We start from the raw sequence: 26,588 nt of genomic DNA on the forward strand, positions 1-26,588 counted from the left end.
GCCGGGTGTCCCTGATCCGGAGTTTTTATGAACGCTGTCATTAAGTGGCTGCTGCTCGGCAGCCTCTGCCTGGGCACAACCCAGTTTGCCAGGGCCGAGGTGGCCCCGGCGACCGATACCCCGACCACCCACACCCAGGCCTCATCCACCGCCGCACCAGCCGGTCAGTCAACCCTGGCCGAACGTCAGGCCAAGGCGGAGAAGAAAAAGGCCGCCGCCAGAAAAGCGGCTGCCCGCTTTGCCAAGTGCGACAAGTGTCACGATGGGGAGGAGGGGATGCACGGCAAGCACGGCAGCGTCACCAACCCCAACACCAATGAGGCGGTCACCTGCACCAACTGTCACGGCAATGCGTCGGCCGATCACCGTAAACAGCGCGGCGGCATGGTCGATGTGATGCGTTTTGGTGACGAGGCGTTTCCCCTCAGCCAGCAGAACGGTGTCTGCATGAGTTGCCATGAGCCGGACGATCTGCGCAAGGCATTGTGGGCCCACGACGTGCACGCCACCCGGGTGAGCTGCACCAGTTGTCACCAGCTGCACCCGGCCAAGGAGCCCATGGTCGGCATTCCCGAAAAGTCCCGCATCAAGCTGTGCGTCGACTGCCACAGTAAGCAGCATGAGGCCAAGCAGCAAGCTGCCGTCAAGGAGGGCGCATGAGCACGACCCGTCGCGAGTTTATGGTGGGGATGAGTGCCAGCGCCTTGATCCTGATGACAGGTTCGCCCCGCGCCCTCGCCAACAGCATGACCATAGAGGGGGTGCGCTACGGCATGATCCACGACGAGACGGCCTGCATCGGCTGCACCGCCTGCATGGATGCCTGCCGCGAGGTCAATCAGGTGCCACCCGAGGTCACCCGGCTGGAGATCCTGCGCAGTGGCCCCGTGGGGGAGTATCCGGATCAGGCGTACCGCTTCTTTCGCAAATCCTGCCAGCACTGTGACAATGCCCCCTGCGTGCATGTCTGCCCGACCGGCGCCTCCCATATCCGGGTCGAGGATGGCATCGTCGACATCAATCCCGATCTCTGCGTCGGCTGTCGCTATTGCCTCGCGGCCTGCCCCTATCAGGTGCGTTTTATCAACCCGGTGACCCGCGTCGCCGACAAGTGCGATTTTTGCCGCAAGACCAACCTGGCCAATGGCAAGCAGCCCGCCTGCGTGGAGGCATGCCCCACCAAGGCGCTGGTGTTCGGCAATCTGGATGACCCCCAAAGCCCCATCGCCAGGCGGCTGGTGCAGGAGACCACCTATCGCTACAAACGGTTCCTCGGCACCTCGCCCAAGATGTACCGGGTGCCCAAAGGGGAGGTGGCATCATGAGCGCACATCGGTCTGATGGTCTCTGTCTGATGGGAGGTATGCACCATGTGGCATGACGCATTTCACTTCGGCTCTCTGGTGTGGGACGGCCCCATCGCCATCTACCTGTTCCTGCTTGGCATCTCGGCGGGGTCGACCACCCTGTCGGTGCTGCTGCGGCGCCAGGGGGCCGGCAGCGAGAGTGGCATCATCAGGGCCACCGCCATACTGGCGCCGCTCAGTGTGATCCTGGGGCTCTTGATCCTTATCTTCCACCTGGCCCGTCCCTGGACCTTCTGGAAGCTGATGTTCCACTACCAGTTCGACTCCGTCATGTCGATGGGGGTCATGCTGTTTCAGGTCTATATGGCGGTGCTGTTCGCCTGGCTGGCCGTGGTGTTCAGGGCCGAGATCGGGGCGCTGCGTCGGCAGTGGCTAGGGGACAAGTTCGCCTTTATCGACACCCTGATTGGCAAGCTGGCGCAGCTTGAACGGCTGCTCAGCCCCTTGCTGTTGCTGCTGGCGGTGTTGCTCGGGGCCTACACCGGCTTCCTGCTCTCCGCCCTCAAGACCTACCCCATGCTCAACAATCCCATCCTGCCTGCACTGTTTCTGGTGTCCGGCATCAGCTCGGGCATCGCCTCCACCATCTTGCTAGCGGTGACCCTGTTTCGGGAGGATGGCCACAGCCAGGGGGTGAGTTTCGTGCACAGGTTCGAGCGGCCCATCGTCGCCATCGAGATCTTCCTGCTGGTCTGTTTCTTCACCGGCCTCTACTTCGGTGGTGGTCAGCGCGAGGCAGCCATGTGGGCGGCGCTTGGCGGCGGTTTCTGGTCCCAGGTGTTCTGGTTCGGGGTGATAGGCCTTGGCATAGTGCTGCCCCAGTTGCTGGGGCTGTTTGGCGCTAAGGCGCGGGCACACCAGCCTGCCCGGTTGGCGCTGATCTGCAGCCTGAGTCTGGTGGGCATACTGCTGCTGCGTTACTTCATCCTCTATGCCGGTCAGATGACGGTGATGTAACGCGCCCGGCTCTGCCTTGGCGCAAGAGAAAAAGCAAAAAGGCGGGATGATCCCGCCTTTTTCATGGCCGTGTGTCGCGGTTGTTCGCCCGTGACCGCTCAGTCACTGGCCCCTTGCAGGGCCCGCACTTCGAGGCGTTGCTCGCCGGGGCGGCACACCAGCACGGATCCCTGCTCGAACCAGTCCCCCAGCACGATGCGGCGGGCGGGTTGACCGTCGAGCGTGAAGTCGTGGATGGCGGGCCTGTGGGTGTGGCCGTGGATCATGGTTCGGCAGCCATGCTGGCGCAGCATATCGTCCACCGCCTGTGGCGTCACATCCATGATGGTCTGGCGTTTGACGGTTTTCTCCATCCTGCTTTGGCCACGGATCTTGTGGGCGATGGCCTGACGGCGGGTCAGTGGCAACCGCAAGAACAGCCAGCGCAGCCACTTGAACTGGGTGATGCGGCGATACTTCTGATATCCCTCATCCCGGGTGCAGAGCAGATCGCCGTGGCTCAGCAGCACCCGCTCCCCATAGAGCTCGATGACGCAAGGGTCGCCGAGCAGGGTCATGCCAGCCCGCTTGGCAAACTGCTGGCCCAGCATAAAGTCGCGGTTGCCGTGAATGAAATAGAGGGGCACCTGCTGTTGGCTCAGGGCCGCAAAGGCCTCGGCGATCTGCTGGAGGAGCGGATTGGGATCGTCGTCGCCAATCCAGAATTCAAACAGATCTCCCAACACATAGAGGGCGTCGGCACCGGGTGCGTCGTGCTCCAGAAAGTGCACCAGCGCGGCCGTCATGTCGGGCCGATCGCTGCACAGGTGAATGTCACTGATAAAGAGGGTGCTCATGATGGCGTGCGAGGTGCCCCGATTCTGGCTGTATGGGTCATAGGGTGAGGGTGCCAGTCAAACTGGTCAAGGTTGCGGCCTTCCAGGGTCAACAGCGCCTGATAGGGATCGCCGGACAATTTCAGCAGGCGGCAGATGGCCGCTTCCCCTTTCAGCCCTTGCTGCAGGCGCAGGGCGAGCAGGGTGCGGTAAAAGGGGTGACCAAAGTGCTCGATCAGGGCGGCCATCAGGCTGAGGTGGCGCCAGCCGTTGAGGGTCTCGACCCGCGCCGGGGTGACATAGAGCTCGATGGGCCAGCTGCGGCCATCGGCGTCGGTCAGGGTCTGCTCCAGCAGCCAGATGTCGCTGCCCAGGGCGCGGCGTTGCCAACCCTGTTCGGCAAATTGGGCGGCCAGTATGGCGGGCGTTTCATGCTGGCAGAGGATATCGAGATCGCTGCCGGGCCGGTCGAGCCCGATGGCCAGGGTGCTCACCAGCGCCACGTCCAGACACCGGCTTTGCAACTCGCGCCACAGGGGCGTGCCGGTGAGCAGGGCATGGGCCGCGCGCTGGCGCTCGTTGCCGTGAGCCAGATAGTCGAGGCGGCGCCAGTTCGGGCCCGTGGCAAGTGCAGATGGAAAAACTGCGGCCGGGGCCGCAGTCAGTTCATCTCGCAGAAGGCAGAGATCAGTCAGCAAGGGTCACCTTGGTGATCACCACGTCCTCTACCGGTACATCCTGGTGCATGCGGCCGGCGTTACCGGTCTTGACGCCCTTGATCTTGTTGACCACGTCCATGCCCGCAGTCACTTCACCGAATACGCAGTAGCCGAAGCCCTGGGTGGTGGCGGATTTGAAATCGAGGAAGTCGTTGTTGCTCACGTTGATGAAGAACTGGGCGCTGGCAGAGTGCGGCTCCATGGTGCGGGCCATGGCGATGGTGCCGACCTTGTTGGACAGACCGTTGGCCGCTTCGTTCTTGATGGAGGCGCGGGTCTCTTTCTCTTCAAAGCCAGGGGCATAGCCGCCGCCCTGGATCATGAAGCCGTCGATGACGCGGTGGAAGATGGTGTTGTCGTAGTGACCGTCACGGCAGTATTGCAGGAAGTTGGCCACGGTTTCCGGGGCTTTTTCCGCGTTCAGGGTCAGAGTGATGTCGCCGTGATTGGTGTGCAGAGTAACCATGATATGTCCTTTCATTCTTTGGGCAAAAGTTGCGCGGGCAGATAAGCGGCTCGCAGCTTGTTGCAGGGGCTATGGCATAAAGTGGTGGCAATTCTAGCCCATAGTGGTCGTCTGGCATAGCGCTGACATGGCTGTGAGGCCGGATCCGCCCTGTTTTCTGCCTCGTTTTCTCCACCGGATGCGGGTAGAATGGCAGGCCATTTTACTCACAGGCAGTGGTCATAAGATGCTGAAGATATACAACACACTCACTCGTCAAAAAGAAGAATTCAAACCTATCCACCCGGGCAAGGTGGGCATGTATGTGTGTGGCGTCACTATCTACGATCACTGTCATATCGGCCACGGTCGCACCTTCGTCGCCTTCGACGTGGTGGCCCGTTACCTGCGTTACAGCGGTTATCAGCTCAACTACGTGCGCAACGTCACCGACGTGGATGACAAGATCATCAAGCGCGCCGCCGAGACCGGCGTCACCTGTGACGATCTCACCGAGCGCCTGATCGGCGACATGCACCAGGATTTTGATGCCCTCGGCATGGTGCGCCCGGACGTCGAACCCCGCGCCACCCAGCACATCAGTGAAATCATCGAACTGGTTGAGAGCCTGATCGCCAAGGATCACGCCTACGTGGCCGACAACGGCGACGTCATGTTCATCGTCGACTCCTACGCCGACTACGGCAAACTCTCGGGCCAAGATCTGGAGCAGCTGCAAGCCGGTGCCCGGGTCGGCGTGGTGGATGCCAAGCGTAACCCGCTCGACTTCGTGCTGTGGAAGATGTCCAAGCCCGGCGAGCCGACCTGGGAAAGCCCCTGGGGCCCGGGTCGTCCTGGCTGGCACATCGAGTGCTCCGCCATGAACTCCAAGCACCTTGGCAACCACTTCGACATCCACGGCGGCGGTTCCGATCTGCAGTTCCCGCACCACGAGAACGAAATTGCCCAGTCCTGCTGCGCCCACGGTGGCGACTACGTCAACACCTGGATGCACAGCGGCATGGTGATGGTGGATAAAGAGAAGATGTCCAAATCCCTTGGCAACTTCTTCACCATCCGCGATGTCTTGGCTCACTACGACGCCGAGAGCGTGCGTTACTTCCTGATGTCTGGCCACTACCGCAGCCAGCTCAACTACTCGGAAGATAACTTGAAGCAAGCCCGCACCGCGCTGGAGCGGATGTACACCGCCCTGCGCGACCTGCCGCTGGCCCCTGCTGCCGGTGGTGACGAGCAGGTGGCTCGCTTTAATGAGGCGATGGATGACGACTTCAACACCCCGGAAGCCTACTCCGCCCTGTTCGATCTGGTGCGCGAGATCAACCGCCAGAAGGCCGAAGACATCACAGTTGCCGCAGGCCTGGGTGCCCGCCTGCGCGAACTGGGCGCCGTGCTCGGCATCTTGCAGCAGGATCCGGACGCCTTCCTCAAGGGCAATGACGCCGATGACGAAGTGGCCGAAATTGAGCAGCTGATCGCCCAGCGCAATCAGGCCCGCGCCGACAAAAACTGGGCCGCCGCCGATGCCGCCAGAGCCCGTCTCACCGAGATGGGTATCGTGCTGGAAGACAGCGCCGGCAAGACCAGCTGGCGCCGTGCCTAAGGCCGGTGGGCCTTGTTGGCGTCTGGTGCCAACAGGTTGAGCCAATAAAAAACCGCAGCCTTCAAAAGGCTGCGGTTTTTGTTTGTGCCTTTTCCTTCGACACCTCTTAAGCCTCGGTGGCCTGCGCTCTGATCCCCTCTCCCCTTGCGGGAGAGGGCCAGGGTGAGGGGAGCTAACCTCTTTGAAGCGCCAGTTCGCTTCGAATTTCCCTGTTCTCGCGCCAAATTGGAGTCGAGCAGTGCTCGCCCGTGGCTTTCGCGTTCATGTCGGCCGCCTATTTCGCCGCAGGGGAAGAGAAATAAAAACTGCAGCTCAAGGCTGCGGTTTTTATTACATTAATTGTGTCATAGAGTTTCATATTTATGATTGAATCATGGTGATACAAATATTTTAAGTTCGACATCATTACTGTGTGCGCTTGATAACCAGCTCTGTATCAGTTGGTAGGCCTGTAACGATTCACTATTTGCGGTTGAGCCCTGTTCTAACTGCTTGGAAAAATGGTCCAGTGAGAAACTATTTGCCGCAACTATCCATATTTCTTTTCTTACAGCATGAGAACTACGTCTTTGGGATATTAGATTCCAAACCTCGGTAAGTTTCTTCTCTCGCTCCATATCGCTTTTAGCAGAATAACGCTGATTGTTAAACATTCTAATTCTTTCTTTCATAAGTAACTTAGCACCATTTCGGGGCCATGGTGATAAAAGCTCAGTCCAGTTCCCGGGTTTTAGTTGAGAGTTATTACTAATTAACATTTCAATGTTTTTTATGGCCTGAGAACCGACTTCTGCAAGTCCACCAGCTGAAGACTGCGGTCTAACATTTGAACTTCCACATTTAACATGGACGTAAACTAATTTTTCTTTAGAGGAAAGTATAAAGTCAGCAGGCTCAGTTCCCATATCGGCATTTATAACTAGATCTGCATCTGGTATATATTTATAGAAAGGTCCCAAGTCTTCAATTGTAGGATTAGGTAAGGAGTATGCTTTGAGCTTGTCTAGCAGATAAAAAATAGAATCTTCACTAAATGCATCATTTTTAATGACTTGGTATACATGATTTTTGAACCCTTTTTCATCAATTTGTTTATTCAATAGACATTCTAGGCCAATAATTACATTGGATAAGTTAGATTGATCTAAGGCAAACGATTTCTCTATTGGCAACTGTAGTTGATAAAATTTTCCATTTGAATAACCTATACCACCCTCTAGTAGTGCGCTGTGTAGATTTTTAGCAAGAAAGTCAATGATGTTTTTATCCGGTTCAATACTTGGGTCGGTAGAGTACAAAATGTCACTCTCGGAGGAGAGTTTAAAGAATGGATCGTTTTCAAGAACATTTACAGATATATGACTCTCAGGAATATTAGAATTTAGTAGAAAACCATTTCCAAACTCTCTGTATATAAAGTTATTATCGACTTCAAATAACACTCCATTAATCTCGACTATTAATGGAGTGTTTAGGAAGCTGAAGTCAAAAATAAGGCTAAGGATATTCATGTTTGACTGTGGTTGAATTGGTTTTGCAAATGAATCTACCAGTGTTCTAGATTTTTTTTCCTTTATTTCGAATTGAGCTGCGATATGCTTAAGCCAGTCATTTAGTTCAGCTAGGCTGAAAGAATTATCCTTTTGATCTGAAATTCTCCCTGAGTCAACACCAACATAAAAACTACCAGACTTGTTATTAAACTGGTCGTAGGTATCGCATCTCAAATTGGCCAATCGATAAGCAGAATTTCCTTGGGTGTCTACTAATTGCTCATCTAGATTATTACCTTTTACGACCACACTTTGTGGCCTTCTTTTGGTAGTGCCAAAAGATTTACTACTAGCTTCAGTTGTTTTTACTGATGTTCCTGAAGACATAACATTAAATAATTTGTCTTGTACTATCGCACCACCTAATTTTAGTTCTGCATCATAATCAAATCTTCTTCCTCGACTATCATATACTGCAATAATGTCTTCGGATATTTCTTTGAATAAGGTTATTTCTAAGGAAGGTTCAAAAAAGAAATGGTCTTTTAAAAACTTAGATTTGTTGAATGCAATAGATACGATTAATTTTATATCAAAATCAGTATCAAATTGTTTTGCAAGTTCCCCTGCATTATTACTCCTCCAAAACAACAAGTCTGACATGATATGTAAGCTAAATTCAGTTAGCTTGTTTATAAAACAAACAGATGCTGTCGGAATAACTAGGGATGATGAGGGTGTAAATTCATTTATATCAAATTTTGATAAAAATCGGTTGCCATAATAACTAGCATTAGGAAATGCATCTAAATATGTATCTATTAATTTATTTGTGTCTAGGGATGTTATAAATTTATTTATAGCTTGTGGGGTACTTAGTGAGGCATCAAATTTTCGGTAATTAAGCCATACTTGATGATTTATTCCTTGAGTGAACTCAATTACTTCCGGGTTCACATTATCAAATAATCGTACAATTCTACCAATGGTTTGTACTAGTTCCCTGCCACTATTAACAGGGTAGGTCAAAATGAGCAGCTTAGCTTGGGGAATATCAACTCCCTCATCCAGTTTACGTTGATGAATGATGATGTCATACTCAGATTCCTTAAGATTTTTAGGAACTGATGACTTCACGTTATCACGCTTGTCATTGACATATTGCTCATGGATAGCAAGGATATTGAAATGTGAATTCAATAAGTTGTAGTAATCAATGATATCAGAAAATTTATTGCATTTTATTATGCACTTAGTTCCTGGGTTTAAATCGAAAAAATCTGTGATATGAGTTTTTAGTTCATCATGCTCAATTGATTTAAATGTAGGTTCACATAATATACCATCAGATAATGCTCTTTCAAATGAGTATATAAAGCTAGAATTTCCATTAATATCAAACTGGAATAGGTCATTGCGATAAGGTGTTGCGGTAATTACTATTTTATGGGCTTTCAAGCCTCGGACTAGTGTCCGCCAAACGGGGGATGGTTCTGAGTGGCCTTCATCTATTATTATAAGATCAATATTGTTTTTTAATTTCGTTAGTTCATCTTCATTGAAAGAGTGTAATTTTTGGAATGTTGAAATATAAATTCCGTTTTGGGATGTGTCATCAACTTTAGAAAATACAGTCTTTCTCGAATCGTGTTCATTGGCGGCCAGTTTACTAAAAAAACCACCATTAACCTCTAGAATAAGTTGGTCACATACCGCTCTTCGATGACACAAAACTAGAATTCTTTTCTGCATTGCTTGGTGACATAGCACGGCTATGACACCTGATTTTCCGGCACCTGTAGGTAAACTTATAAGGCATGATTTTATCTCATCTGAAAATGGCTTTTTTATATATTCCAATCCCACATTTATACTTTCTTTTTGACATGCTCGTAATTTACCCCAAAGACCGTAATTAATATTGAAGTTGTTTGTGGTCATTTATTGACACCTAAATAATGATATTGATCAGAACCGTATTCTCGATTAGCGAAGCGTAATCTGACGTTTGAAAAATAAGGTCGTTATCACTGCCAAGCATTCATTATCGGGCCTTCAATATAAAGCCATTCCCCGATAGGTATGTGTGCCGCTTGCTGTTGTACCCACAATGATTTTTCCCCTATGCAGCCATGTCGATGACACCTGTTGCATAGGTGCGACAATCTGGTCTCGCCATGGGGTGGGCGAGGGGTTGGCTGCGAGATAACAACCCGCCCGATCTGTGCCCCGAATAGGCAGGGGTCTGTGACCGCGGTGCAATGTGCTGCGCTTATTGGCACCCTACCTGTCTCCCGCAGGGGGAGAGGGGATCGTAACCCCGAGGGGAGGGCGACCCCTCCCGTTGCTTGGTGCCCCATCCCCCCGGATGCTAGGATGCCGAACTTTCCTTTTATCCAACGTCAATCAGTTATGGCAAACCGGCTCGTCGACAGTAAAAACAGGATCACTCGGGCAGGGCGCTGGCTCGCGACTCGCGGGGCCGCGCTCTTTGCCGAACTCTCGGAATTTCAGCAGCGCATCTGGGTGGTCAGCATAGTGAACGACACCTACACGGATACCTTTATCGTCAATGAAGGCAGCTTCGAGGAGCCCATGCAGTGGATGCGACGCAAGCAGTACAACGCCGACATGCTGCAGCGGGTCGATGCCATGCAGCGCGCCCAGGTGATCCAGTTCGAGCTGGGTGACATCCGCCATCGCCTGATGCGGGTCAAATAACGCTGAGCATGCGCAGTGGCGACGGGCGTTGAGCCAAACGGCATCGATATCCGGCCAGCCAGTGACCAGTCCCGTAGGGTGCAATGAACGAAGTGAATTGCACCGCTATTCGACGTGGGATTTGATTGCGGCGCAACAGGCTTTGCGGATTGCGCCATGCACCTCACCCGCAAGGGGGCGGTGGATTGTTACCGTGGTGCAATGCGCTGCGCTTATTGCACCCTACGCCTGTTAACTGCCTCGGGGCGGCGGGTGGGGGATAAGACTTTTGGTGACTTTGGGTCTTTCCAAAGTCACTCGCCAAGCCGCGCAGCGGCGGCGAAACCCCGTCGAGGACGGAGTCCTCGTGTCCTGCATGGCGAAGCCATGCCAATAAGTTGCCGGTGCAATGCGCTTCGCTTATTGGCACCCTACCTTTCTCCCGTAAGGGGAGAGGGAACTGTTACCGCGGACGATTACGCTTCGCTAATCGACCCTACTCGACCCAATTCGACCCGATTCGACCTTACAAATTGCCCCAAGCGTCGCATCCGCATGGGGGCGTGGGCACAACCCCGAGGGGGGACGGGAACGCCCGTCGAGGGTGCAACCCTCGGGCCACGGCGCAGGGGCGGGAGTCCGGCTGGACTGCGCAAAAGTCGCTACCGCCCCTGGCTGTCGCTACCACAATGCGCTGTTGACCATCAGAGGGAACAAGGGGGCCAACAGGCACCGTGGTTATTTTACGGAGCCGTTTCGGCCCGATCCATGAAATTCCATTGATTTAGTGACGCAAGTGTCAGAATTGAATGGTTTTTTGCGCCAGCGCAAGGTTTCGGCGCCGATCTGGCGGGGGGGGTGGCGGGCCCCATAGCCCCGGCAGGGGGATCCCAGCCAGACAGCTCAGGGGGCAAGGCCGGTGGGCGTGATGCGGGCTGGCCCTAAGGCTGTCGAGGCGGGGAAGTACTTGTTCTGGATCTGCTGGAATTCGCTGCTGGCCAGCACCTGAGTCAGGCCGGTCTGGAACTCCTTGACCAGCTCGTCGCTGATCGGGTGGCTGAAGGCGAAGCAGAACTGCTCCGAACTCAGCGTCCAGGCCACCTTGAACTGGGCGGGATCCAGCTGCTGGGTGGTGATGAGATCCATCAGGGTGGTCTTGTTGGTTGAGACAAGATCGACCCGGCCCGAGGTGAGCATCTTGAGCGCCTGTGGCAGGCGGTTGGCGGCCATGATTTTCTGCTCGTCAAAGCCGTTGTTGAGCAGCAGCAGCTCCCCCACGTCGGCGCGCACCGCCCCTATGTTGTACTGCTGGGCATCCTCCAGCTTGGTGAGGGTGAGCGGGTGCTTGGCCATCCCCATCAGCACAATCTCGGCGTAGCCGATGGGGCAGGCCCACTTGAACAGCGGATCCCGCGCCCCGGTACGGGCGGTGGAGAAGAGCACCACATTGGGTTTTTGGGTCAGCAGGTAGTAGCCCCGTGTCCAGGGCATGATGGTGATGGTCTGGGCCGGGGTGTTGGTCTTCTGCCACACCTGATGCAGCAGCTCGACGGCGAGGCCGGTGGGGGCGCCGGCTTCGTTGGCGAAGTTGTAGGGTTTGTACTCTTCGGTGAGGTAGTGCAGCTTGCCAAGTCCAGGGCTGGCCTGGGTGATGGCGGTAACCATGAGCGCGGCGATTCCAATCCATTGTTTCATCTTGGCCATCCTGATGTGGTGTTCCTTCACCCTCAAGTGTTACCACATCATGATTATTCGCCAATCGGATCGGCGCGGGCATCAAGGGGATGGGTCGCCAGGTCGCGCTGGATTCAAGGGGGAGAGAGGTATTTGAGCCGCAGGCGCTGAAACTCCGGCGAGGCCAGCGCCCCGGTCAGGGCGTGCTGGAACTGCTTGACCACGCTGTCATCCACCTGATGGCTGAAGGCGTAGCAGAGCGCTTCGGCATCCAGCACCAGGGCCACATTGAAATCATCGGGGTTGAGCTTGAGCTCGTCGATGGCGTCATAACCGGCCAGCTTGCTGGTGGCCAGCAGATCGGTGCGGCCCGCGACCAGCATGCGCAGCGCCTGGCTCAGCCGCTTGGCCGGTATGATGCGCGATTCATCCATGCCCCGGTTGAGCAGCAACTGCGCGGAGGCATCGGCTCGCACGGCGCTGATCAGGTAGGCGTTCATCTGCGCGGGGGTGGTCAGGCGGATGGGGCGCTGCTTGTGGGCCAGCAGTATGTATTCGGCGTCGTCGATGGGGCAGGCCCACTTGAACTGGGGGGCGCGGGTGTCGGTGCGGGCGATGGAGAAGAGCACCACATTGGGTTTGTGGGTCAGCAGGTAGTAGCCTCGCGCCCAGGGCAGGATGCGAATGGGCTGGGCAGGGGTGCCGCTGCGCTGCCAGACCATCTGCAGCAACTCGACCGCCAGCCCGCTGGGCTGACCGGCTTCATCGCTGAAGTTGTAGGGGGGGGACTCCTCGGTCAGGTACTCCAGCTTGGCCAGATCTGCCTGCGCAGAACCCAGGTTCGACATCAACAGCAGATAACAGCACAACTTTATCCTCATGAGCCCATCCTTGGTGTAAAGCCTGTGATCCTCTTGCGCAGAGTGGGTAAAAAGGTCTGATATTGCAAGTGCTTACCAACGCCCCCTGCTGGTTCCCATCAGCTTGAACTGCTCATCACGCAGCCCGACCAGCAGCGCCTTGCCATCTGCTTGCAGCCGAAATTCGCCGTAGCGTGCCCCTTCATACTGCGCCCCCGTGCCCTCTTCGAAGAAGAAGGCATCGGGCCCGATCAGCCACTGGTTGTCGCTGCGCCGCACCTGTAACAGCCGCTCATCCGGCGCCAGTTGCGCGGGCGTGCCATCGGCCACCCAGCTGGCCACCTGTTGCCCATCGAGGCGGATCACCAGGGTATCGCTGCCATTGGCGCGTTCGCTGTCGCGATGGGCGCCGAGCTGGCGGGTAATGTCGTAGTTCAGCCGCATGTAATCCCCCTGCATCAGGGAGCGGGGGTCGACCGGTGCCAGCCTGAGCAGCACCCTGTCGGCGCTGCTGATGGCGCGCTCGTAACGCCAGACGGTGACGTTGATGGCTGCCAGTATGGCGAGGCCGGTCAGCAGGAGCCCAAGCCGTCTCATGATGGTGTCCTCCCATTCAGAACCTTCAGTAGCTGGCGGGTGCCGAGCAGCAGGGCGCCCGAGCCCAGTAGCAACCAGGATTTGGTCATCAGGGTCAGCCCCAGATCGTAGTAATAGAGGGAGCCAAAGCCGAGCAGCAGCAGGCCCGCCAGCGTCATCAGCCCCATGCTCCCGGCATAAAAGCCGAGCACCAGCACCAGCGTGCCAGCCCCCATGCCGGGGATGAGGGCGCTGATCAGCACCAGTGGCAGCCCATACCGCAGTGGCAGCTTGAGCCGGACCATGACCCCGAGCAGCAGGGCTGCGCAGAGCAGGGGATTGAACCAGAGCGGCAGGCGGGAGTGGCCCAGCTCGTCGAGCATGTTGGCGCCCCCGTCCCACAGCGGCTGGTGCAAGCGCCCCAGCACCAGCAGGGAGAGCGCCAACCCCAGGGTGAGGGATTCGTAGCACTGATGGTGGACGGGCTGACGCTCCGCCTGCAGCCAGCAGAGGGTGATGGCCGCCATCACCAGCGGCAGCGCCAGCAACTGCAGGCCGAGACAAGCCAGCCCAAGCGTGAGCAGTATGGCGGCGGCGAAGCTGTGGAACAGCCGGATCAGCCAGTGCTCGAACAGGGCGGCGATGGCCAGCGAGAGCAGCGCCAGCCCCAGCCAGAGTGGCGCCGAGTGCGGGTCAAGCTGATCGATGAGGCCATAGAGCAGCCAGGCATCGGCGGCCAGCGCCAGCGCCAGCACGAACTGATCCACCAGATCGCTGGATGTGGCATTGCGCTGGGCGAAGCGGTTGAGGCTATAGGCGATGGCCATCAGCACGACGCCCATCATCAGGGCGCTGTTGGCATCCCGGGTGAGCTGCGAGAACGACATGAACAGGAAGAACAGCAGGAAGAGGGCGGCGATCCAGCCCACCATGCCGAGCAGGAAGCGGCTCGACCAGTGGGGTCGGGTATCATGGGGGGCGTCCCCTTCCACCAAATTGGCCTGTTGCAGCCGCTGCCAGGGGGTCATATCAGCCATGGTGCCTCCTCTTGACGGGCTTGCCAGATACCTTGCTTAGGCATGGGACCTCCGTTGCTGTTGCAGCCAGCGGCTGGCGGCCACTGACAGGCCAATGGCAATCAGACTGAGCAGCAGAAAGCCGTTGATGTCCGGTTCCATCCACTTGCCAAGGGCCGCCAGGATCACGGCGATCAGGCTCAGGCAGCCCATGGCGAGCCCGGCGATAAATCTGTGGTGCCAGCACAGATAGGCGGCGCCAAGCCATGCGATCCAGGCGGGCCAGACCCAGGGGGAGGCGGCATCAAACAGCGCCAGCAACGCCAGCAGGGTGACGCCGAGGCCGGCGGCCAGGCCCGGCAGCCAGGCCGGTAGCAGCGTGTGGCGCGCGGGCACCAGTGAAAGCAGACCCCAGAGGGCGGCGTTGAGCAGGGTCAGGCTCCAGCCGAGCGCCTCTTCATCGAAGGCAACGAAGAGGGTGAACAGGCCGAGCCGCCAGTAGAGTACCAGCGCCAGCTGGCCGAGCAGCCAGCTCAGGGTCCACAGCAAGGGGCTCTGGCCGAGCGCCGCCAGTGGCAGCAGCATCAGGGCCCAGGTGGCGAACAGCTGCCAGGGGTCGGCGCCTGTCTGGTAGGTCTGCCCCACCAGGGCCAGCAGGGCACCGATAGTGAGCGCTGCGGCCAGCAGCAAGGCCTGGCGGGGCGTGTCGGCCAGGGGCTTGCGCCATAGCAGCACCAGCATGGCGAGCAGGGGCAGCTCCAGCAGGGCGAGGCGGGGGAGACGGCCCAGCTCCTGCCAGTTGAAGGCGACGAAGAACACCAGTCCGGCGCCCAGGCACAGGCTGCCAAGCCAGAGCAGCAGGCGATCGAACAACCATTGCCAGCGGCGGTGGCCGGGTGGCAGCTCGCACAGGGCGAGGGCGGCGGGCAGTTGCGCCTGGGCGAGGCGTCCGCGTCTGACCCAGTCGAGCAGCGTCTGTCTTGAGGTGAAGTGCATGGGAGGCTCCATGAGGTTTGCCGCATTATGCCACCGTCATGGCACTGCGGAACACTCCCCGTGTGTGGGCGTGCGGCAGCGGGGTGGGGGGGCGCTGGGTTAGGCTGCTGACGCGGCAACAAAAAGCCCCGCCTGTTTGAAGAGAGGCGGGGCTGGCTTGGGAAAACGCCACATGGATACCGGCACGGGGCGGGGTAGGCAAGTGCTCACGCTTGCCTCGCCGCCTTCGGGGCCGGTCTGTGTCAGGCGAAGATCAGGGTGCTGACCCCGAGGCCGACAAACAGGATGGCGCAGGCGATGCGGATCCCCTTGAGCGGCAACTTGTCGGCGCCCAGCTTGCCGAGCAGCACCACGGGCACGTTGGCCAGCATCATGCCGAGGGTGGTGCCTGTGATGACTTGCACCAGCGAGTCATATTTGGCCGCCAGCAACACGGTGGCGATCTGGGTCTTGTCGCCTATCTCGGCGATGAAGAAGAGCACGAAGGTGGCCATGAAGGGGCCGTACTTGTCGAGCGAGCTCTCCTCGTCGTCCATCTTGTCCGGCACCAGGATCCAGGCCGCCATGGCAATGAAGGCGCCGGCGACCAGATAGATCATCACTTGGGGATCCAGCCAGCGGCTGATGAACTCGCCAAACCAGGCGGCGGCGGCGTGGTTGAGCAGGGTAGCCGCCAGCATGCCGGCTATGATGGGCCAGGGCTTGCGAAAACGACAGATGAGTAGCAACGCCAGCAGCTGGGTCTTGTCGCCGATCTCGGCGATAGCCACGCTCAGGGTTGAGGTTAACAAGGCTTCCATAAAAATGACCGGGGGACGGAATTGTTATACCTGAGACAAGCCTGCGCCATCCGTCCCCGGTATTGGCACTGGCCCGTCAAAGGTCTTGTCAAATCCACGGATTAGATGGATCACCCTGACCATGGTGAGTTGGCACCAAGCATGTTGATCAGGGTCGCAAACCGGTTTGGGAATCAGGTTGCGAGACTACTCCCCCTCGATGGGAGCGGGCATTCTAGGGAAAAATCATCTGCCAGACAAGTGGGTTAGCCACCGACCAGCTTGACGCTGAAACCGGCCTTCTCCAGCTCGGCCTTGATCAGGTCCCGTTTATCCCCCTGGATCTCGATGATCCCCTCTTTCAAGCCGCCGCCGGTACCGCACTTTTTCTTGAGCAGGGTGGCGATGGCCTTTTGCTGTTCGGCCGGTACGCCGTGAATGCTGATGACGCCGGCGCCCTTGCGCCCCTTGGTCTCGCGCCGGATGCGCACAGTGCCATCCTGCGGGAAGGGGGAGGCAGATTGAGACTGGGTCTGTTCCTTGATGATGCCGCCATCTGTGCTGTAAACCAGGCGGCTGTTGTTGTCGTGACTCATAGCAATACTTTATGGGTTAGCTAAGCGGAGTTTGATTTTACTCAAATAAAAGTTGAAGACACAGCATATAATGCCCCGAGTAAAAGCGAATTATTATTGTTTAACTTCAGGAGTCAGTCATGGTACTCACGCAGTTGTCACCGGGACAGAGTGCTCGCATCAAGAACATGAACCAGTTGACCCGCCCCCTGCGGCGCAAATTGATGGTGATGGGCTTGTTGCCACAGACTGAAGTCATCTATCTGCGATCCGCCCCGCTGGGGGATCCGCTCCAGATCCAGTGTCAGGGGATCTGTCTCTCCATGCAAAAGAGTCTGGCCCAGCAAATCGAGGTCGAACCGGTATGAGTTATTCCCTGGTAACCGTCGGTAATCCCAATAGCGGCAAGACCTCCCTGTTCAACGCCCTGACCGGTGCCCGCCAACAGGTGGGTAACTGGAGTGGCGTCACCGTCGATAAAAAGATGGGTGAATTTTCCGCCGATGGTCACGACTACAAGCTGATGGATCTGCCCGGCATCTATAGCCTGGCCAATCAGGAAGGGAGCCTGGACGAGCAGATTGCCAGTCGCTTCGTTCAGGGTCAGCAGCCGGATCTGCTGCTCAATGTCATCGATGCCGCCAACCTGGAACGCTCCCTCTATCTCACGCTGCAGTTGCGCGAGCTGGGGCTGCCCATGGTGGTGGTGCTCAACAAGCTGGATATCCTGCAAAAGCGCCGCATCGTTATCGACGAGAGCAGGCTCGGCAAATCCCTCGGTTGCCCGGTGGTTGCCCTCTCTGCGCACAACAGCAAGCAGGTTGCCGCCTTCAAGCTGCAGATCCAGCAGTTCATTGGCCAGCCCCAGCAGGCGCTGCGGCTCGATTACGGCCGCGACCTTGAACATGATCTGGCAGAGCTTGAGACCCTGCTCGCCCCCCATCACCTCGCCGCCCGTGGCCGCGCCCTGCGCCTGCTGGAAGAGGATGTGGTGATGCAGGAGACCCTGTTGCCCGGCCAGCAGGCCGCCGCCACTAACGTGGTAGCCCGCGCCCATCATGCCCAGGACATCGATCTGCAACTGGCGGATATCCGCTATGGCCACATTCACCAGTGGGCCGGCCAGGCGTGTCAGCAGAAGGGCAAGCTCACCGTGGCCCAGAGCGAATGGCTGGATCGGGTGCTGCTCAACCGCTGGGTTGGCATTCCCTTCTTTCTGCTGGTGATGTACCTGATGTTCATGTTCGCCATCAAGGTGGGCAGCGCTTTCATCGACTTTTTCGACATCATGGGCGGTGCCCTGTTCGTGGATGGCGTGCACCACCTGCTGGGGCTCTTCGGTGCCCCTGATTGGCTGGGAGCCATACTGGCGGACGGCTTCGGGGTCGGCTTGCAGACGGTGGCCACCTTTATTCCGGTGATCGGCTGTCTCTACCTGTTTCTGGCGGTGCTGGAGAGCTCAGGCTATCTGGCACGGGCCGCCTTCGTGGTGGATGCCCTGATGCGCCGCCTCGGCCTGCCGGGCAAGGCATTTGTGCCCATGCTGATGGGCTTTGGCTGTACCGTGCCGTCGGTGATGGCGACCCGCACCCTCAACTCGGAGCGGGAGCGGCTGATGACCTCGGCCATGGCCCCCTTCATGTCGTGCGGTGCCCGCCTGCCGGTCTACGCCCTGTTTGCGGTGGCCTTCTTCCCCGAATCGGGTCAGAACCTGGTGTTCGGTCTCTACCTCATTGGCATTGTAGTGGCGGTGCTCACCGGCCTGCTGCTGCGAAGTACCCTGCTGCCAGGCAAGAGCGACGCCATGTTGATGGAGATGCCCGATTACGAGTGGCCGCGCCCCATCAACGTGGGGATCAAGACCTGGCAGAAGCTCAAATCCTTCGTGTTCGGCGCCGGTAAAACCATAGTGCTGGTGGTCGCCGTGCTGAGCGTGCTCAACTCGCTGGGCACGGATGGCAGTTTCGGCCACCAGGATCAGGAGAGCTCGGTGCTGAGCAAGATAAGCCAGGCCGTGACCCCGGTGTTGCACCCCATAGGTGTGCGCGATGACAACTGGCAGGCCACAGTGGGTATCGTCACCGGCATCTTCGCCAAAGAGGCGGTGGTCGGCACCCTCAACAGCCTCTACGCGGGCAAGAGCGGTGGTGAGGAGGCGGGCGAGTTCTCGCTGGTGGCCAGCTTCCACGAGGCCGTGGCTGCTGTGACGACCAATCTGGCGGAGATCAACCCGACCGACCCCATGGGGCTTGCCGTCGGCAATCTCGGCGACCAGCAAGCCGCCGCCGACGCGCAGGAGGTCGATGTCTCCACCTACGGCAACATGCAGGCCCACTTCGACGGCGCGGCCGGTGCCTTTGCCTACCTGCTGTTCGTGCTGCTCTACATGCCCTGCGCCGCCGCCATGGGGGCGCTGGTGCGGGAAACCGGTCGTCAGTGGGCGCTCTTGACCGCTGCCTGGTGCAACTACGTGGCCTTTATGTGCGCCACTGTCTTCTATCAGCTGGCAACCTTTGCCGCTCATCCCGAGCAGAGCCTGTTCTGGATCGGCAGCTATGGCCTCTCCCTGCTGCTGCTCTGGTGGCTGGGCCGTCGTCACGGCGACATAGTCGCCCGCAAGGTGGTGGCCCTGTGATCCTGCGGGAGCTCGGCGACTATCTCGCCGCACAGCAGAAGGTGAGCCGGCGGGATCTGGCGCGCCACTTCCACACCTCGGAAGATGCGGTGGAGGCCATGCTCGGCGTCTGGATGCGCAAGGGCCGGGTCGCCAAGCGGGAGACCCAGGTGTGCGGCGGCAGCTGCTGCGGCAAGCGTCAGGAGGTGATGTTCGAGTGGTGCGAGCCGGGCCAGATAGGCCTGGTGCAAAAGCGCTGAGCCTGCGCCCTGGTCCGCCTCACTCCATGACAAGGGGACGGGACTGACCGGCGGGTGCCAGCGGTGGTGAATGCCCACTGTGGATATCTGGCTGAATAAAGAAGAGGCCGACATCGCTGTCGGCCTCTTTGTATTTTCATCTCAGAAGACGTCGGCTGCCCGATTAATCCTCTTCGGCCCAGCGGCGTGAGCGTTCAACCGCTTTTTGCCAGCCGTGATAGCGCTTGTCGCGATCGGCGTGATCCATCTGCGGGATGAACTCGCGATCCACGCTGAACTTGTCTTCCAGCTCGTCAGAGCTCTTCCAGAAGCCGACGGCCAGACCGGCCAGGAAGGCGGCGCCCATGGCGGTGGTCTCGATGCGGGTCGGACGCACCACCGGGGTGTGCATCATGTCGGACTGGAACTGCATCAGGAAGTCGTTGGCGACGGCGCCACCGTCTACCTTGAGGGCCGCCAGCTTGATGCCGGAGTCCTGCTGCATGGCATCCAGCACATCGCGGCTCTGATAGGCGATGGACTCCAGCGCAGCACGAATGATGTGGTTGCGGTTGGCGCCACGGGTCAGGCCGACCATGGTGCCGCGCGCATAGGGATCCCAGTAGGGTGCGCCCAGACCGACGAAGGCTGGCACCAGATAGACGCCATTGGTGTCACCCACCTTGGAGGCGAAGTAGTCAGTATCGCGGGCATCGTGAATGAGTTTCAGCTCGTCACGCAGCCACTGCACGGTCGCGCCGCCCATAAAGACAGCCCCTTCCAGCGCGTAATTCACTTCTCCTTTCGGGCCGATGGCGACCGTGGTCAGCAGGCCGTTGCTGGAGCGAACCGGCTCTGTGCCCGTGTTCATCAGCAAGAAGCAGCCGGTACCGTAAGTGTTCTTGGCCATCCCTTTTTCGAAGCAGAGCTGGCCAAACAGGGCAGACTGCTGGTCACCGGCAATGCCGGCGATGGGGATACGGGAGCCGCCGCCACGGGTGGTGTAGCCGTACACTTCGGACGAGGGCTTGACCTCTGGCAGCATGGACAAGGGAATGCCCAGCTCGTCCAGCATCTTCTTGTCCCACTTCAGATCGCGGATATTGTAGAGCATGGTACGGGAGGCGTTGGTCGGGTCAGTGACGTGCACTTCGCCGTTGGTCATCTTCCACACCAGCCAGGTGTCGATGGTGCCGAACAGCAGCTCGCCGTTCATCGCCTTCTCGCGGGCACCTTCGACGTTATCCAGAATCCATTTGATCTTGGTACCGGAGAAATAAGCATCCAGCACCAGACCGGTATTTTCGCGCACGTACTCTTCCAGGCCACGGGCCTTGAGCTCTTCACAGATGGCGGCGGTGCGACGGCACTGCCAGACGATGGCGTTGTAGACGGGCTTGCCGGTGGCCTTTTCCCATACCACTGTGGTTTCACGCTGGTTGGTGATGCCGATGGCGGCAATCTCTTCGCTGCGCAGGCCCGTCTTGGCCAGCACTTCGGTGAAGACGGAAGACTGGGTCGCCCAGATCTCCATGGGGTCGTGTTCTACCCAGCCCGCTTTCGGGTAGTGCTGGGTGAATTCGCGCTGGGAGGTGCCGACGATATTGGCATCCTGGTCAAACACGATGGCGCGGGAAGAGGTAGTACCCTGGTCCAGAGCGACGACATATTTTTTTTCAGCAGACATGATGTTCTCCACGTTTTTATTTTCCACGTTTTTCCACGTTGGGCAGGGTCGCTCTTATGCGGCGGCCTTTTCGTTGGCGGTTTGGGCAGCTTGCTCGGTGGCGGCAACACGGTTGCCAGGCACACAGGGGGCCAACACTTTCACGTACAGGGCGGTACCAAGCTGGGCACCGACGATGGGGCCAAGGATGGGTACCCAGAAGTAGGGGTTGTCACGACCACCGGTCATGGCCACGTCACCCCAGCCTGCCAGGAAGGCAAACAGTTTGGGGCCGAAATCACGGGCCGGGTTCATGGCAAAACCGGTTAACGGGCCGAGGGAAGCACCGATCACGGCGATCAGGATACCGATCAGCAGGGCGGCGGCGAAGCCTTTGGGGGCACCGTTGTTGTTGTCACCCAGCGCCATGATACCCAGCATCAGGACGGCGGTGATCACCAGCTCGACCGCGAAGGCTTGCATGTTGGAGAGCAGCGAATGCGGATAGGTAGAGAAGATGCCAGCGGTGCCAAGGCTCTCGACGCTGCCGCGCACCACGTTGTGGGTCACTTCCCACTGGGTGAACAGGCCGCTATAGAGGAAGTAGACAAGGGCGGCGAAGCAGAAGGCGCCTGCGACTTGAGCGATGATGTAGGGCACCACTTTACGTTTATCGAACCCGCAGAAGGTCATCAGCGCCAGGGTCACGGCCGGGTTCAGGTGTGCACCTGAAATACCCCCGGTCACATAGATGGCGATGGCGACACCCAGACCCCAGGTAATCGAGATTTCCCATTGTCCGAAGTTGGCGCCTGCCAGCACTAGGGCGGCCACACAACCGACGCCGAAAAATATCAGCAGGCCGGTGCCGATAAATTCGGCGATGCACTCGCCAAGCAGGGTATTGGGTCTTTGTATGCTCATATACCGTTATTCCTTATATCTACCCAGAGTAGGTTTGATGTTCTGTTTTGTTGTTTTTTTCAGTCCCATTATTTCGTTGGAAAACGTTTTTCTTGTTTTTTGAGCTGACGCAAACGTTATGCTCGTTTGTGCTCGTTCCAGGACGAGGGAGAAAATAAACCTAAATCGAACATTCACCACCTCCTCCCCGCAGGAAGTGTGGACAAGATCCCACTCATTGCTAAAAAACTGTGACGGAAAGTAAGCTTCAGCCATGCTTGTACCACTTAGTGGGTAGCTTAGAGCCTTGCTATATAAGGGATTGCGGCTGATACGTAACTACTCAATTGGCGCTTTCTTTTGTAATAAAACTGCAATATTTGAGCCTCCATCACAGATTAAATGTTCATACATGAGCACAATAGGCTCGTTTTCGAATCAGGACTCCTCTGGTTGGTCAGCATGGACAGGGCACCCTCAACCGCCCACAACAACAATAAGGACGCAGAACATGCTTAGTCTCTTCAGGCCTGCCCCACATATAGACAGGCTCCCGGCCGACAAGGTCGATCCCTTCTACAAACGCATGCGTTGGCAGGTGTTTTTCGGGATCTTCTTCGGTTATGCCGGTTACTATCTGGTACGAAAAAACTTCAGTCTGGCGATGCCTTATCTGATTGAACAGGGATTCTCCCGCGGCGATCTGGGCCTGGCCCTGTCGGGGGTTTCCATCGCTTATGGTCTGTCCAAGTTCCTGATGGGGAACGTCTCTGACCGCTCCAATGCCCGTTACTTCCTCTCCGCAGGCCTGCTGCTCTCGGCCGGCATCATGTTCATGATGGGGACAGTGCACTGGGCCACCTCCAGCATCGGCATCATGTTTGTGCTCTTGTTCCTGAACGGCTGGGCACAGGGCATGGGCTGGCCGCCCTGCGGTCGCACCATGGTGCACTGGTGGTCACAGAAGGAGCGTGGCGAAGTGGTCGCGGTCTGGAACGTGGCGCACAACGTCGGCGGTGGCATGATAGGCCCGCTGTTTATCCTCGGGATGGGCTGGTTCAATGACTGGCGCAGTGCCTTCTATGTGCCGGCGGCGGCGGCTGCTGCCATTGCGGTGATCACCTTCTTCGTGATGCGTGATACCCCGCAATCCGTGGGTTTGCCCCCCATCGAAGAGCACAAGAACGACTATCCAAAGGATTACAACGAAAGCCATGAGCAGGAGTTTTCCGCCAAGGAGATCTTCGTCAAGTACGTGCTGCACAACAAGCTGCTGTGGTATATCGCCATTGCCAACGCCTTCGTTTACCTCATTCGTTACGGCGTGCTGGACTGGGCCCCGACTTACCTGAAAGAGGCCAAGGACTTCAGTGTCGACAACTCCTCCTGGGCTTACTTCCTGTACGAGTGGGCCGGTATTCCGGGCACCCTGCTGTGCGGCTGGATCTCGGACAAGCTGTTCCAGGGTCGCCGTGCCCCGGCCGGTATCCTGTTCATGGTGCTGGTGACCGTTGCCGTACTGGTTTACTGGCTCAACCCGGCTGGCAACCCGACCATCGACATGCTGGCACTGGTGGCCATCGGCTTCCTGATCTACGGCCCCGTCATGTTGATCGGCCTCTATGCGCTTGAGCTGGCACCGAAGAAAGCAGCCGGTACTGCGGCAGGTTTCACCGGGCTGTTCGGTTATCTGGGCGGCGCCGTGGCAGCCAACGCCATGCTGGGCTACACGGTTGACCACTTCGGTTGGGATGGTGGCTTCATGGTGCTGACCGCGTCTTGCGTGCTCTCCATCATCTTGCTGGCCATGACCCTCAAGCACGAGAACATTGCCGTCGCGGCCAAGAAAGCGGCTGCCGATAGGGCATAAAACGTGATCCTGCCCTTATCGATCCGAAAAGGGATCAGGTAAACTGCAAAAGGCCCCGCATCTGCCGGGGCCTTTTTTCGTCCCATCATCGGAGTGCAAGCGTGAAGCAAACCCAACGACATCTGGAGATCCTAGACGTCCTGACGCGGCAGGGCTTTGTCTCGACCGAGGATCTGGTGACCCACTTTGACGTCAGCCCCCAGACCATTCGCCGGGATCTGAATGATCTTGCCGAACAGAACAAGATCCGGCGCCATCATGGCGGTGCCTCCCTGCATTCGAGTACCGTCAATACCGCCTACAGTGCCCGTAAAGTGATGCAGCTCAAGGAGAAAGAGCGTATCGCCCGCGAAGTGGCCGCCAACATTCCCGACGGTTCGTCGCTCTTTATCGACATAGGCACCACCACAGAAGCCATCGCCCGTGCCCTGCTGGATCACCGTGAGCTGCGGGTTGTCACCAACAACCTCAACGTGGCCAGCATTCTGACGGCCAAGGATGACTTCACCGTCATCATCGCCGGTGGCGAGATCCGCAACCGGGATGGCGGCATAGTGGGGGAGGCGACCCGCGATTTCATCGGCCAGTTCCGCATGGACTACGGTGTCATCGGTATCTCGGGCATCGACAATGACGGCTCCCTGCTCGATTTTGACTACCACGAGGTGAAGATTGCCCAGGCCATCATCGCCCACTCCCGTCAGGTGTTTCTGGCCGCCGACCACACCAAGTTTGGTCGCAATGCCATGGTCAATCTGGGCAACCTCAACCAGATCCACGCCCTGTTCACTGATCAGGAGCCGCCCGAGAAGCTCATGCGGTTGATGTCCCAGCATCAGATCGCGTGCCACATCTGCTGAGTTGCCCCCGCACTGGTATCAGGCCGCCGCACCGGCGGCCGCTTCTTTTCCGCTTCCTCCTCCTCCTCCTCTCTGTTTGCACACCCTGCGCTTGCATTCTGGATGCCCCGCGTCTTGGATGCCCACGGGCATGAGCGCGATCTCGCGCCCCCTTTTTTGCCAGCCAGCCCCTTGCTGACACCCTGATCACCGACGGCCCGCATTTTTAGCATTGCCATAACCATCGCGATCACATTTTCTCCATAAAATGTTCGTTTATCATTTTTTCATGCTCTAATATGAGCGAAATCAAACATTGCTGTCATGGCAACACAAAATAAGAAAGAGTAGGTGAACATGAGCGAACATTATGATCTGGTCGTCGTTGGCGGCGGCATCAATGGGGTGGGCATTGCGGCTGATGCAGCGGGTCGGGGTCTGAAGGTTGCCCTGTTCGAGGCGCAAGATCTCGCCTCTGCCACCTCTTCCAATTCCAGCAAGCTGATCCACGGTGGCTTGCGTTACCTCGAACATTACGAATTCCGGCTGGTAAAAGAGGCGTTGGCGGAGCGGGAAGTGCTGCTCGGCATGGCTCCTCACATCGCCCGTCCCATGCGCTTTCGGCTGCCCCATCGCCCGCACCTGCGTCCGGCCTGGATGATCCGCGCCGGTCTGTTCCTGTATGACAACCTGGCCAAGCGCGACAAGCTCAAGGGCAGCTGTGGCCTGCGCTTCCTACCGCAAGACGGTCTGAAGAGCGGTATCAACAAGGGCTTCGAATATTCGGATGCCTGGGTCGATGACGCCCGGCTGGTGGTGCTCAATGCCATGATGGCCCGGGACAAGGGCGCCGACGTGCAGACCCGTACCCGCTGCATCAAGGCGGTGCGTGGCTCCAAGCACTGGACTCTGACCCTGGAGCGGGAAGGGGGCGAACAGTTCACCGTCACCTGCCGTGGTCTGGTCAATGCGGCCGGTCCCTGGGTCAAGACCTTCTATGACGAGAGCCTGCACGAGAAATCTCCCCGTGGCATTCGCCTTATCAAGGGCAGCCACATCATAGTGCCGCGCATCCATGAGCGCGAAGAGGCCTATATCCTGCAAAACGAGGACAACCGTATCGTCTTCGTCATCCCCTATCAGCAGGACTACTCGCTGATTGGCACCACGGACGTGGAGCATCACGGCAGCCCGCGCGAAGCCAGGATCAGCGACGCCGAGATAAGCTACCTATGCAAGGTGGTCAACGCCCACTTCACTCGCCAGATAGCGCCCAAAGAGGTTATCTGGACCTATGCCGGGGTGCGCCCGCTGTGCGATGACGAGTCAGATTCACCGCAGGCGGTGACCCGCGACTACACCCTCGAGCTCTCCGGCGAATCCGACGGTGCGCCGCTGCTCTCGGTGTTTGGCGGCAAGCTCACCACTTATCGCAAGCTGGCCCAGGCCGCCTGTAACAAGCTCAAGCCCTGGTTCAGCCAGATGGGCGAGGATTGGACCGCGAGCAGCCGTCTGCCCGGTGGTGAGTTCGACTGCTCCACCACCGAGTTGGCCCGCGCTTACATGCTCGAATTTGACTGGCTGGATGAGCGCAATGCCCGCCGTATCGCGGAAGCCTATGGCAGCCATGCTCGCCTCTGGCTGCACGAGGAGCGCGGTCAGCACTTTGGCGCCGGTTTGTACGAGTCGGAAGTGCGTTATCTGATGAGCCGCGAGTGGGCCCATTCGATGGAAGACATACTGTGGCGCCGCAGCAAGCTGGGGCTGCGCCTGTCCGATACCGAGCAGCTGCAACTGCACGTCTGGCTGGACCAACACCAGCACGCCTTGCTCAAGGCCGGCTGATGAAGAGGCGGGCGGC

24 protein-coding genes are annotated in these 26,588 nt (G+C 57.9%); 11 read left to right on the forward strand and 13 right to left on the reverse strand.

All coding sequences use genetic code 11. The annotated features are described in order from the left end of the window. The first annotated feature begins 27 nt into the window (after window positions 1-27). From nrfB to nrfD, 3 genes are read left to right on the forward strand one after another with little or no spacing between them, the layout of a single operon-like run. Complete coding sequence (gene nrfB, locus GWQ22_RS08730) at window positions 28-660, forward strand: cytochrome c nitrite reductase pentaheme subunit (RefSeq protein WP_275930059.1); 633 nt, start codon at window positions 28-30, stop codon at window positions 658-660. Next, window positions 657-1,325, forward strand: a complete 669-nt coding sequence (locus tag GWQ22_RS08735) for a 4Fe-4S dicluster domain-containing protein (RefSeq protein ID WP_042034546.1) — start codon at window positions 657-659, stop codon at window positions 1,323-1,325. Before nrfB ends, GWQ22_RS08735 begins: the two co-directional genes overlap by 4 nt. A 45-nt stretch (window positions 1,326-1,370) precedes the next feature. Then, window positions 1,371-2,324, forward strand: coding sequence for a cytochrome c nitrite reductase subunit NrfD (gene nrfD, locus GWQ22_RS08740; RefSeq protein WP_275930060.1), 954 nt, complete (start codon window positions 1,371-1,373; stop codon window positions 2,322-2,324). A 98-nt stretch (window positions 2,325-2,422) separates the two neighbouring features. Here nrfD and lpxH read toward each other — a convergent pair whose 3' ends face one another. From lpxH to GWQ22_RS08755, 3 genes are read right to left on the reverse strand one after another with little or no spacing between them, the layout of a single operon-like run. Continuing rightward, window positions 2,423-3,160 carry a UDP-2,3-diacylglucosamine diphosphatase gene (gene lpxH, locus GWQ22_RS08745; RefSeq protein ID WP_275930061.1) on the reverse strand — a complete coding sequence of 246 codons (738 nt, stop codon included), beginning with the start codon at window positions 3,158-3,160 and terminating at the stop codon, window positions 2,423-2,425. Beyond that, complete coding sequence (locus GWQ22_RS08750) at window positions 3,157-3,837, reverse strand: DUF4269 domain-containing protein (RefSeq protein WP_042034543.1); 681 nt, start codon at window positions 3,835-3,837, stop codon at window positions 3,157-3,159. Before GWQ22_RS08750 ends, lpxH begins: the two co-directional genes overlap by 4 nt. Next, entirely contained in the window at window positions 3,827-4,324 is a 498-nt protein-coding gene (locus GWQ22_RS08755) for a peptidylprolyl isomerase (protein ID WP_042034542.1), read from the reverse strand. Before GWQ22_RS08755 ends, GWQ22_RS08750 begins: the two co-directional genes overlap by 11 nt. A 226-nt stretch (window positions 4,325-4,550) precedes the next feature. On the opposite strand from GWQ22_RS08755, the gene cysS reads away from it, so the two are divergent. Next, entirely contained in the window at window positions 4,551-5,927 is a 1,377-nt protein-coding gene (gene cysS, locus GWQ22_RS08760) for a cysteine--tRNA ligase (protein WP_275930062.1), read from the forward strand. A 371-nt stretch (window positions 5,928-6,298) separates the two neighbouring features. On the opposite strand, the gene GWQ22_RS08765 is transcribed toward cysS, so the two are convergent. Then, window positions 6,299-9,361, reverse strand: a complete 3,063-nt coding sequence (locus GWQ22_RS08765; RefSeq protein WP_275930063.1) for a DEAD/DEAH box helicase family protein — start codon at window positions 9,359-9,361, stop codon at window positions 6,299-6,301. A 471-nt stretch (window positions 9,362-9,832) separates the two neighbouring features. On the opposite strand from GWQ22_RS08765, the gene GWQ22_RS08770 reads away from it, so the two are divergent. Further along, window positions 9,833-10,141: a hypothetical protein gene (locus GWQ22_RS08770; protein WP_098983648.1), complete on the forward strand. Its 309-nt coding sequence runs from the start codon at window positions 9,833-9,835 to the stop codon at window positions 10,139-10,141. A gap of 882 nt (window positions 10,142-11,023) precedes the next feature. On the opposite strand, the gene GWQ22_RS08775 is transcribed toward GWQ22_RS08770, so the two are convergent. The 7 genes from GWQ22_RS08775 to GWQ22_RS08805 form a co-directional block, all read right to left on the reverse strand. Beyond that, complete coding sequence (locus GWQ22_RS08775; protein WP_275930064.1) at window positions 11,024-11,815, reverse strand: transporter substrate-binding domain-containing protein; 792 nt, start codon at window positions 11,813-11,815, stop codon at window positions 11,024-11,026. 113 nt (window positions 11,816-11,928) lie between these two features. Further along, window positions 11,929-12,675, reverse strand: a complete 747-nt coding sequence (locus GWQ22_RS08780; RefSeq protein WP_275930065.1) for a transporter substrate-binding domain-containing protein — start codon at window positions 12,673-12,675, stop codon at window positions 11,929-11,931. Between the two features lie 72 nt (window positions 12,676-12,747). Continuing rightward, window positions 12,748-13,251, reverse strand: a complete 504-nt coding sequence (locus tag GWQ22_RS08785) for a GDYXXLXY domain-containing protein (RefSeq protein WP_275930066.1) — start codon at window positions 13,249-13,251, stop codon at window positions 12,748-12,750. Further along, complete coding sequence (locus GWQ22_RS08790) at window positions 13,248-14,267, reverse strand: DUF4401 domain-containing protein (protein WP_275930067.1); 1,020 nt, start codon at window positions 14,265-14,267, stop codon at window positions 13,248-13,250. The genes GWQ22_RS08785 and GWQ22_RS08790 overlap by 4 nt, the downstream gene beginning before the upstream one ends. A 36-nt stretch (window positions 14,268-14,303) precedes the next feature. Further along, complete coding sequence (locus tag GWQ22_RS08795; protein ID WP_275930068.1) at window positions 14,304-15,242, reverse strand: DUF2157 domain-containing protein; 939 nt, start codon at window positions 15,240-15,242, stop codon at window positions 14,304-14,306. 242 nt (window positions 15,243-15,484) lie between these two features. Beyond that, a complete protein-coding gene (locus GWQ22_RS08800; RefSeq protein ID WP_042034535.1) occupies window positions 15,485-16,042 on the reverse strand; it encodes a TMEM165/GDT1 family protein in 558 nt (185 codons plus the stop codon). 245 nt (window positions 16,043-16,287) lie between these two features. After that, on the reverse strand, window positions 16,288-16,617 hold the full coding sequence (locus tag GWQ22_RS08805) for a translation initiation factor (protein WP_042866069.1): 330 nt from the start codon (window positions 16,615-16,617) through the stop codon (window positions 16,288-16,290). Window positions 16,618-16,736: 119 nt separating this feature from the next. Between GWQ22_RS08805 and GWQ22_RS08810 the strand changes: the two genes are divergently transcribed. The 3 genes from GWQ22_RS08810 to GWQ22_RS08820 are packed head-to-tail and all read left to right on the forward strand — an operon-like array spanning window position 16,737 to window position 19,470. Beyond that, entirely contained in the window at window positions 16,737-16,964 is a 228-nt protein-coding gene (locus GWQ22_RS08810; protein WP_042034533.1) for a FeoA family protein, read from the forward strand. Continuing rightward, window positions 16,961-19,231, forward strand: a complete 2,271-nt coding sequence (feoB, locus tag GWQ22_RS08815; protein WP_275930069.1) for a Fe(2+) transporter permease subunit FeoB — start codon at window positions 16,961-16,963, stop codon at window positions 19,229-19,231. Before GWQ22_RS08810 ends, feoB begins: the two co-directional genes overlap by 4 nt. Further along, window positions 19,228-19,470 carry a FeoC-like transcriptional regulator gene (locus GWQ22_RS08820; RefSeq protein WP_042034531.1) on the forward strand — a complete coding sequence of 81 codons (243 nt, stop codon included), beginning with the start codon at window positions 19,228-19,230 and terminating at the stop codon, window positions 19,468-19,470. The genes feoB and GWQ22_RS08820 overlap by 4 nt, the downstream gene beginning before the upstream one ends. Before the next feature lie 163 nt (window positions 19,471-19,633). Here the strand turns inward: GWQ22_RS08820 and glpK are convergent, their stop codons facing one another. Together glpK and GWQ22_RS08830 are read right to left on the reverse strand one after the other, a co-directional pair. Beyond that, entirely contained in the window at window positions 19,634-21,136 is a 1,503-nt protein-coding gene (gene glpK, locus GWQ22_RS08825; RefSeq protein WP_275930070.1) for a glycerol kinase GlpK, read from the reverse strand. Between the two features lie 54 nt (window positions 21,137-21,190). Beyond that, window positions 21,191-22,039, reverse strand: coding sequence for an MIP/aquaporin family protein (locus GWQ22_RS08830; RefSeq protein WP_275930071.1), 849 nt, complete (start codon window positions 22,037-22,039; stop codon window positions 21,191-21,193). Between the two features lie 490 nt (window positions 22,040-22,529). Here GWQ22_RS08830 and glpT point away from each other — a divergent pair, with 490 nt between their 5' ends. The 3 genes from glpT to glpD all read left to right on the forward strand — a co-directional run bounded on the left by glpT (window position 22,530) and on the right by glpD (window position 26,572). Continuing rightward, window positions 22,530-23,888, forward strand: a complete 1,359-nt coding sequence (glpT, locus tag GWQ22_RS08835; RefSeq protein ID WP_212512609.1) for a glycerol-3-phosphate transporter — start codon at window positions 22,530-22,532, stop codon at window positions 23,886-23,888. A 101-nt stretch (window positions 23,889-23,989) separates the two neighbouring features. Beyond that, entirely contained in the window at window positions 23,990-24,748 is a 759-nt protein-coding gene (locus tag GWQ22_RS08840) for a DeoR/GlpR family transcriptional regulator (protein WP_042034527.1), read from the forward strand. 336 nt (window positions 24,749-25,084) lie between these two features. Next, a complete protein-coding gene (gene glpD / locus GWQ22_RS08845) occupies window positions 25,085-26,572 on the forward strand; it encodes a glycerol-3-phosphate dehydrogenase (protein ID WP_275930072.1) in 1,488 nt (495 codons plus the stop codon). Window positions 26,573-26,588: the final 16 nt, after the last annotated feature.

Source organism: Aeromonas sp. 1HA1 (genome assembly GCF_029237385.1).
Taxonomy (GTDB): Bacteria; Pseudomonadota; Gammaproteobacteria; order Enterobacterales; family Aeromonadaceae; genus Aeromonas; species Aeromonas popoffii.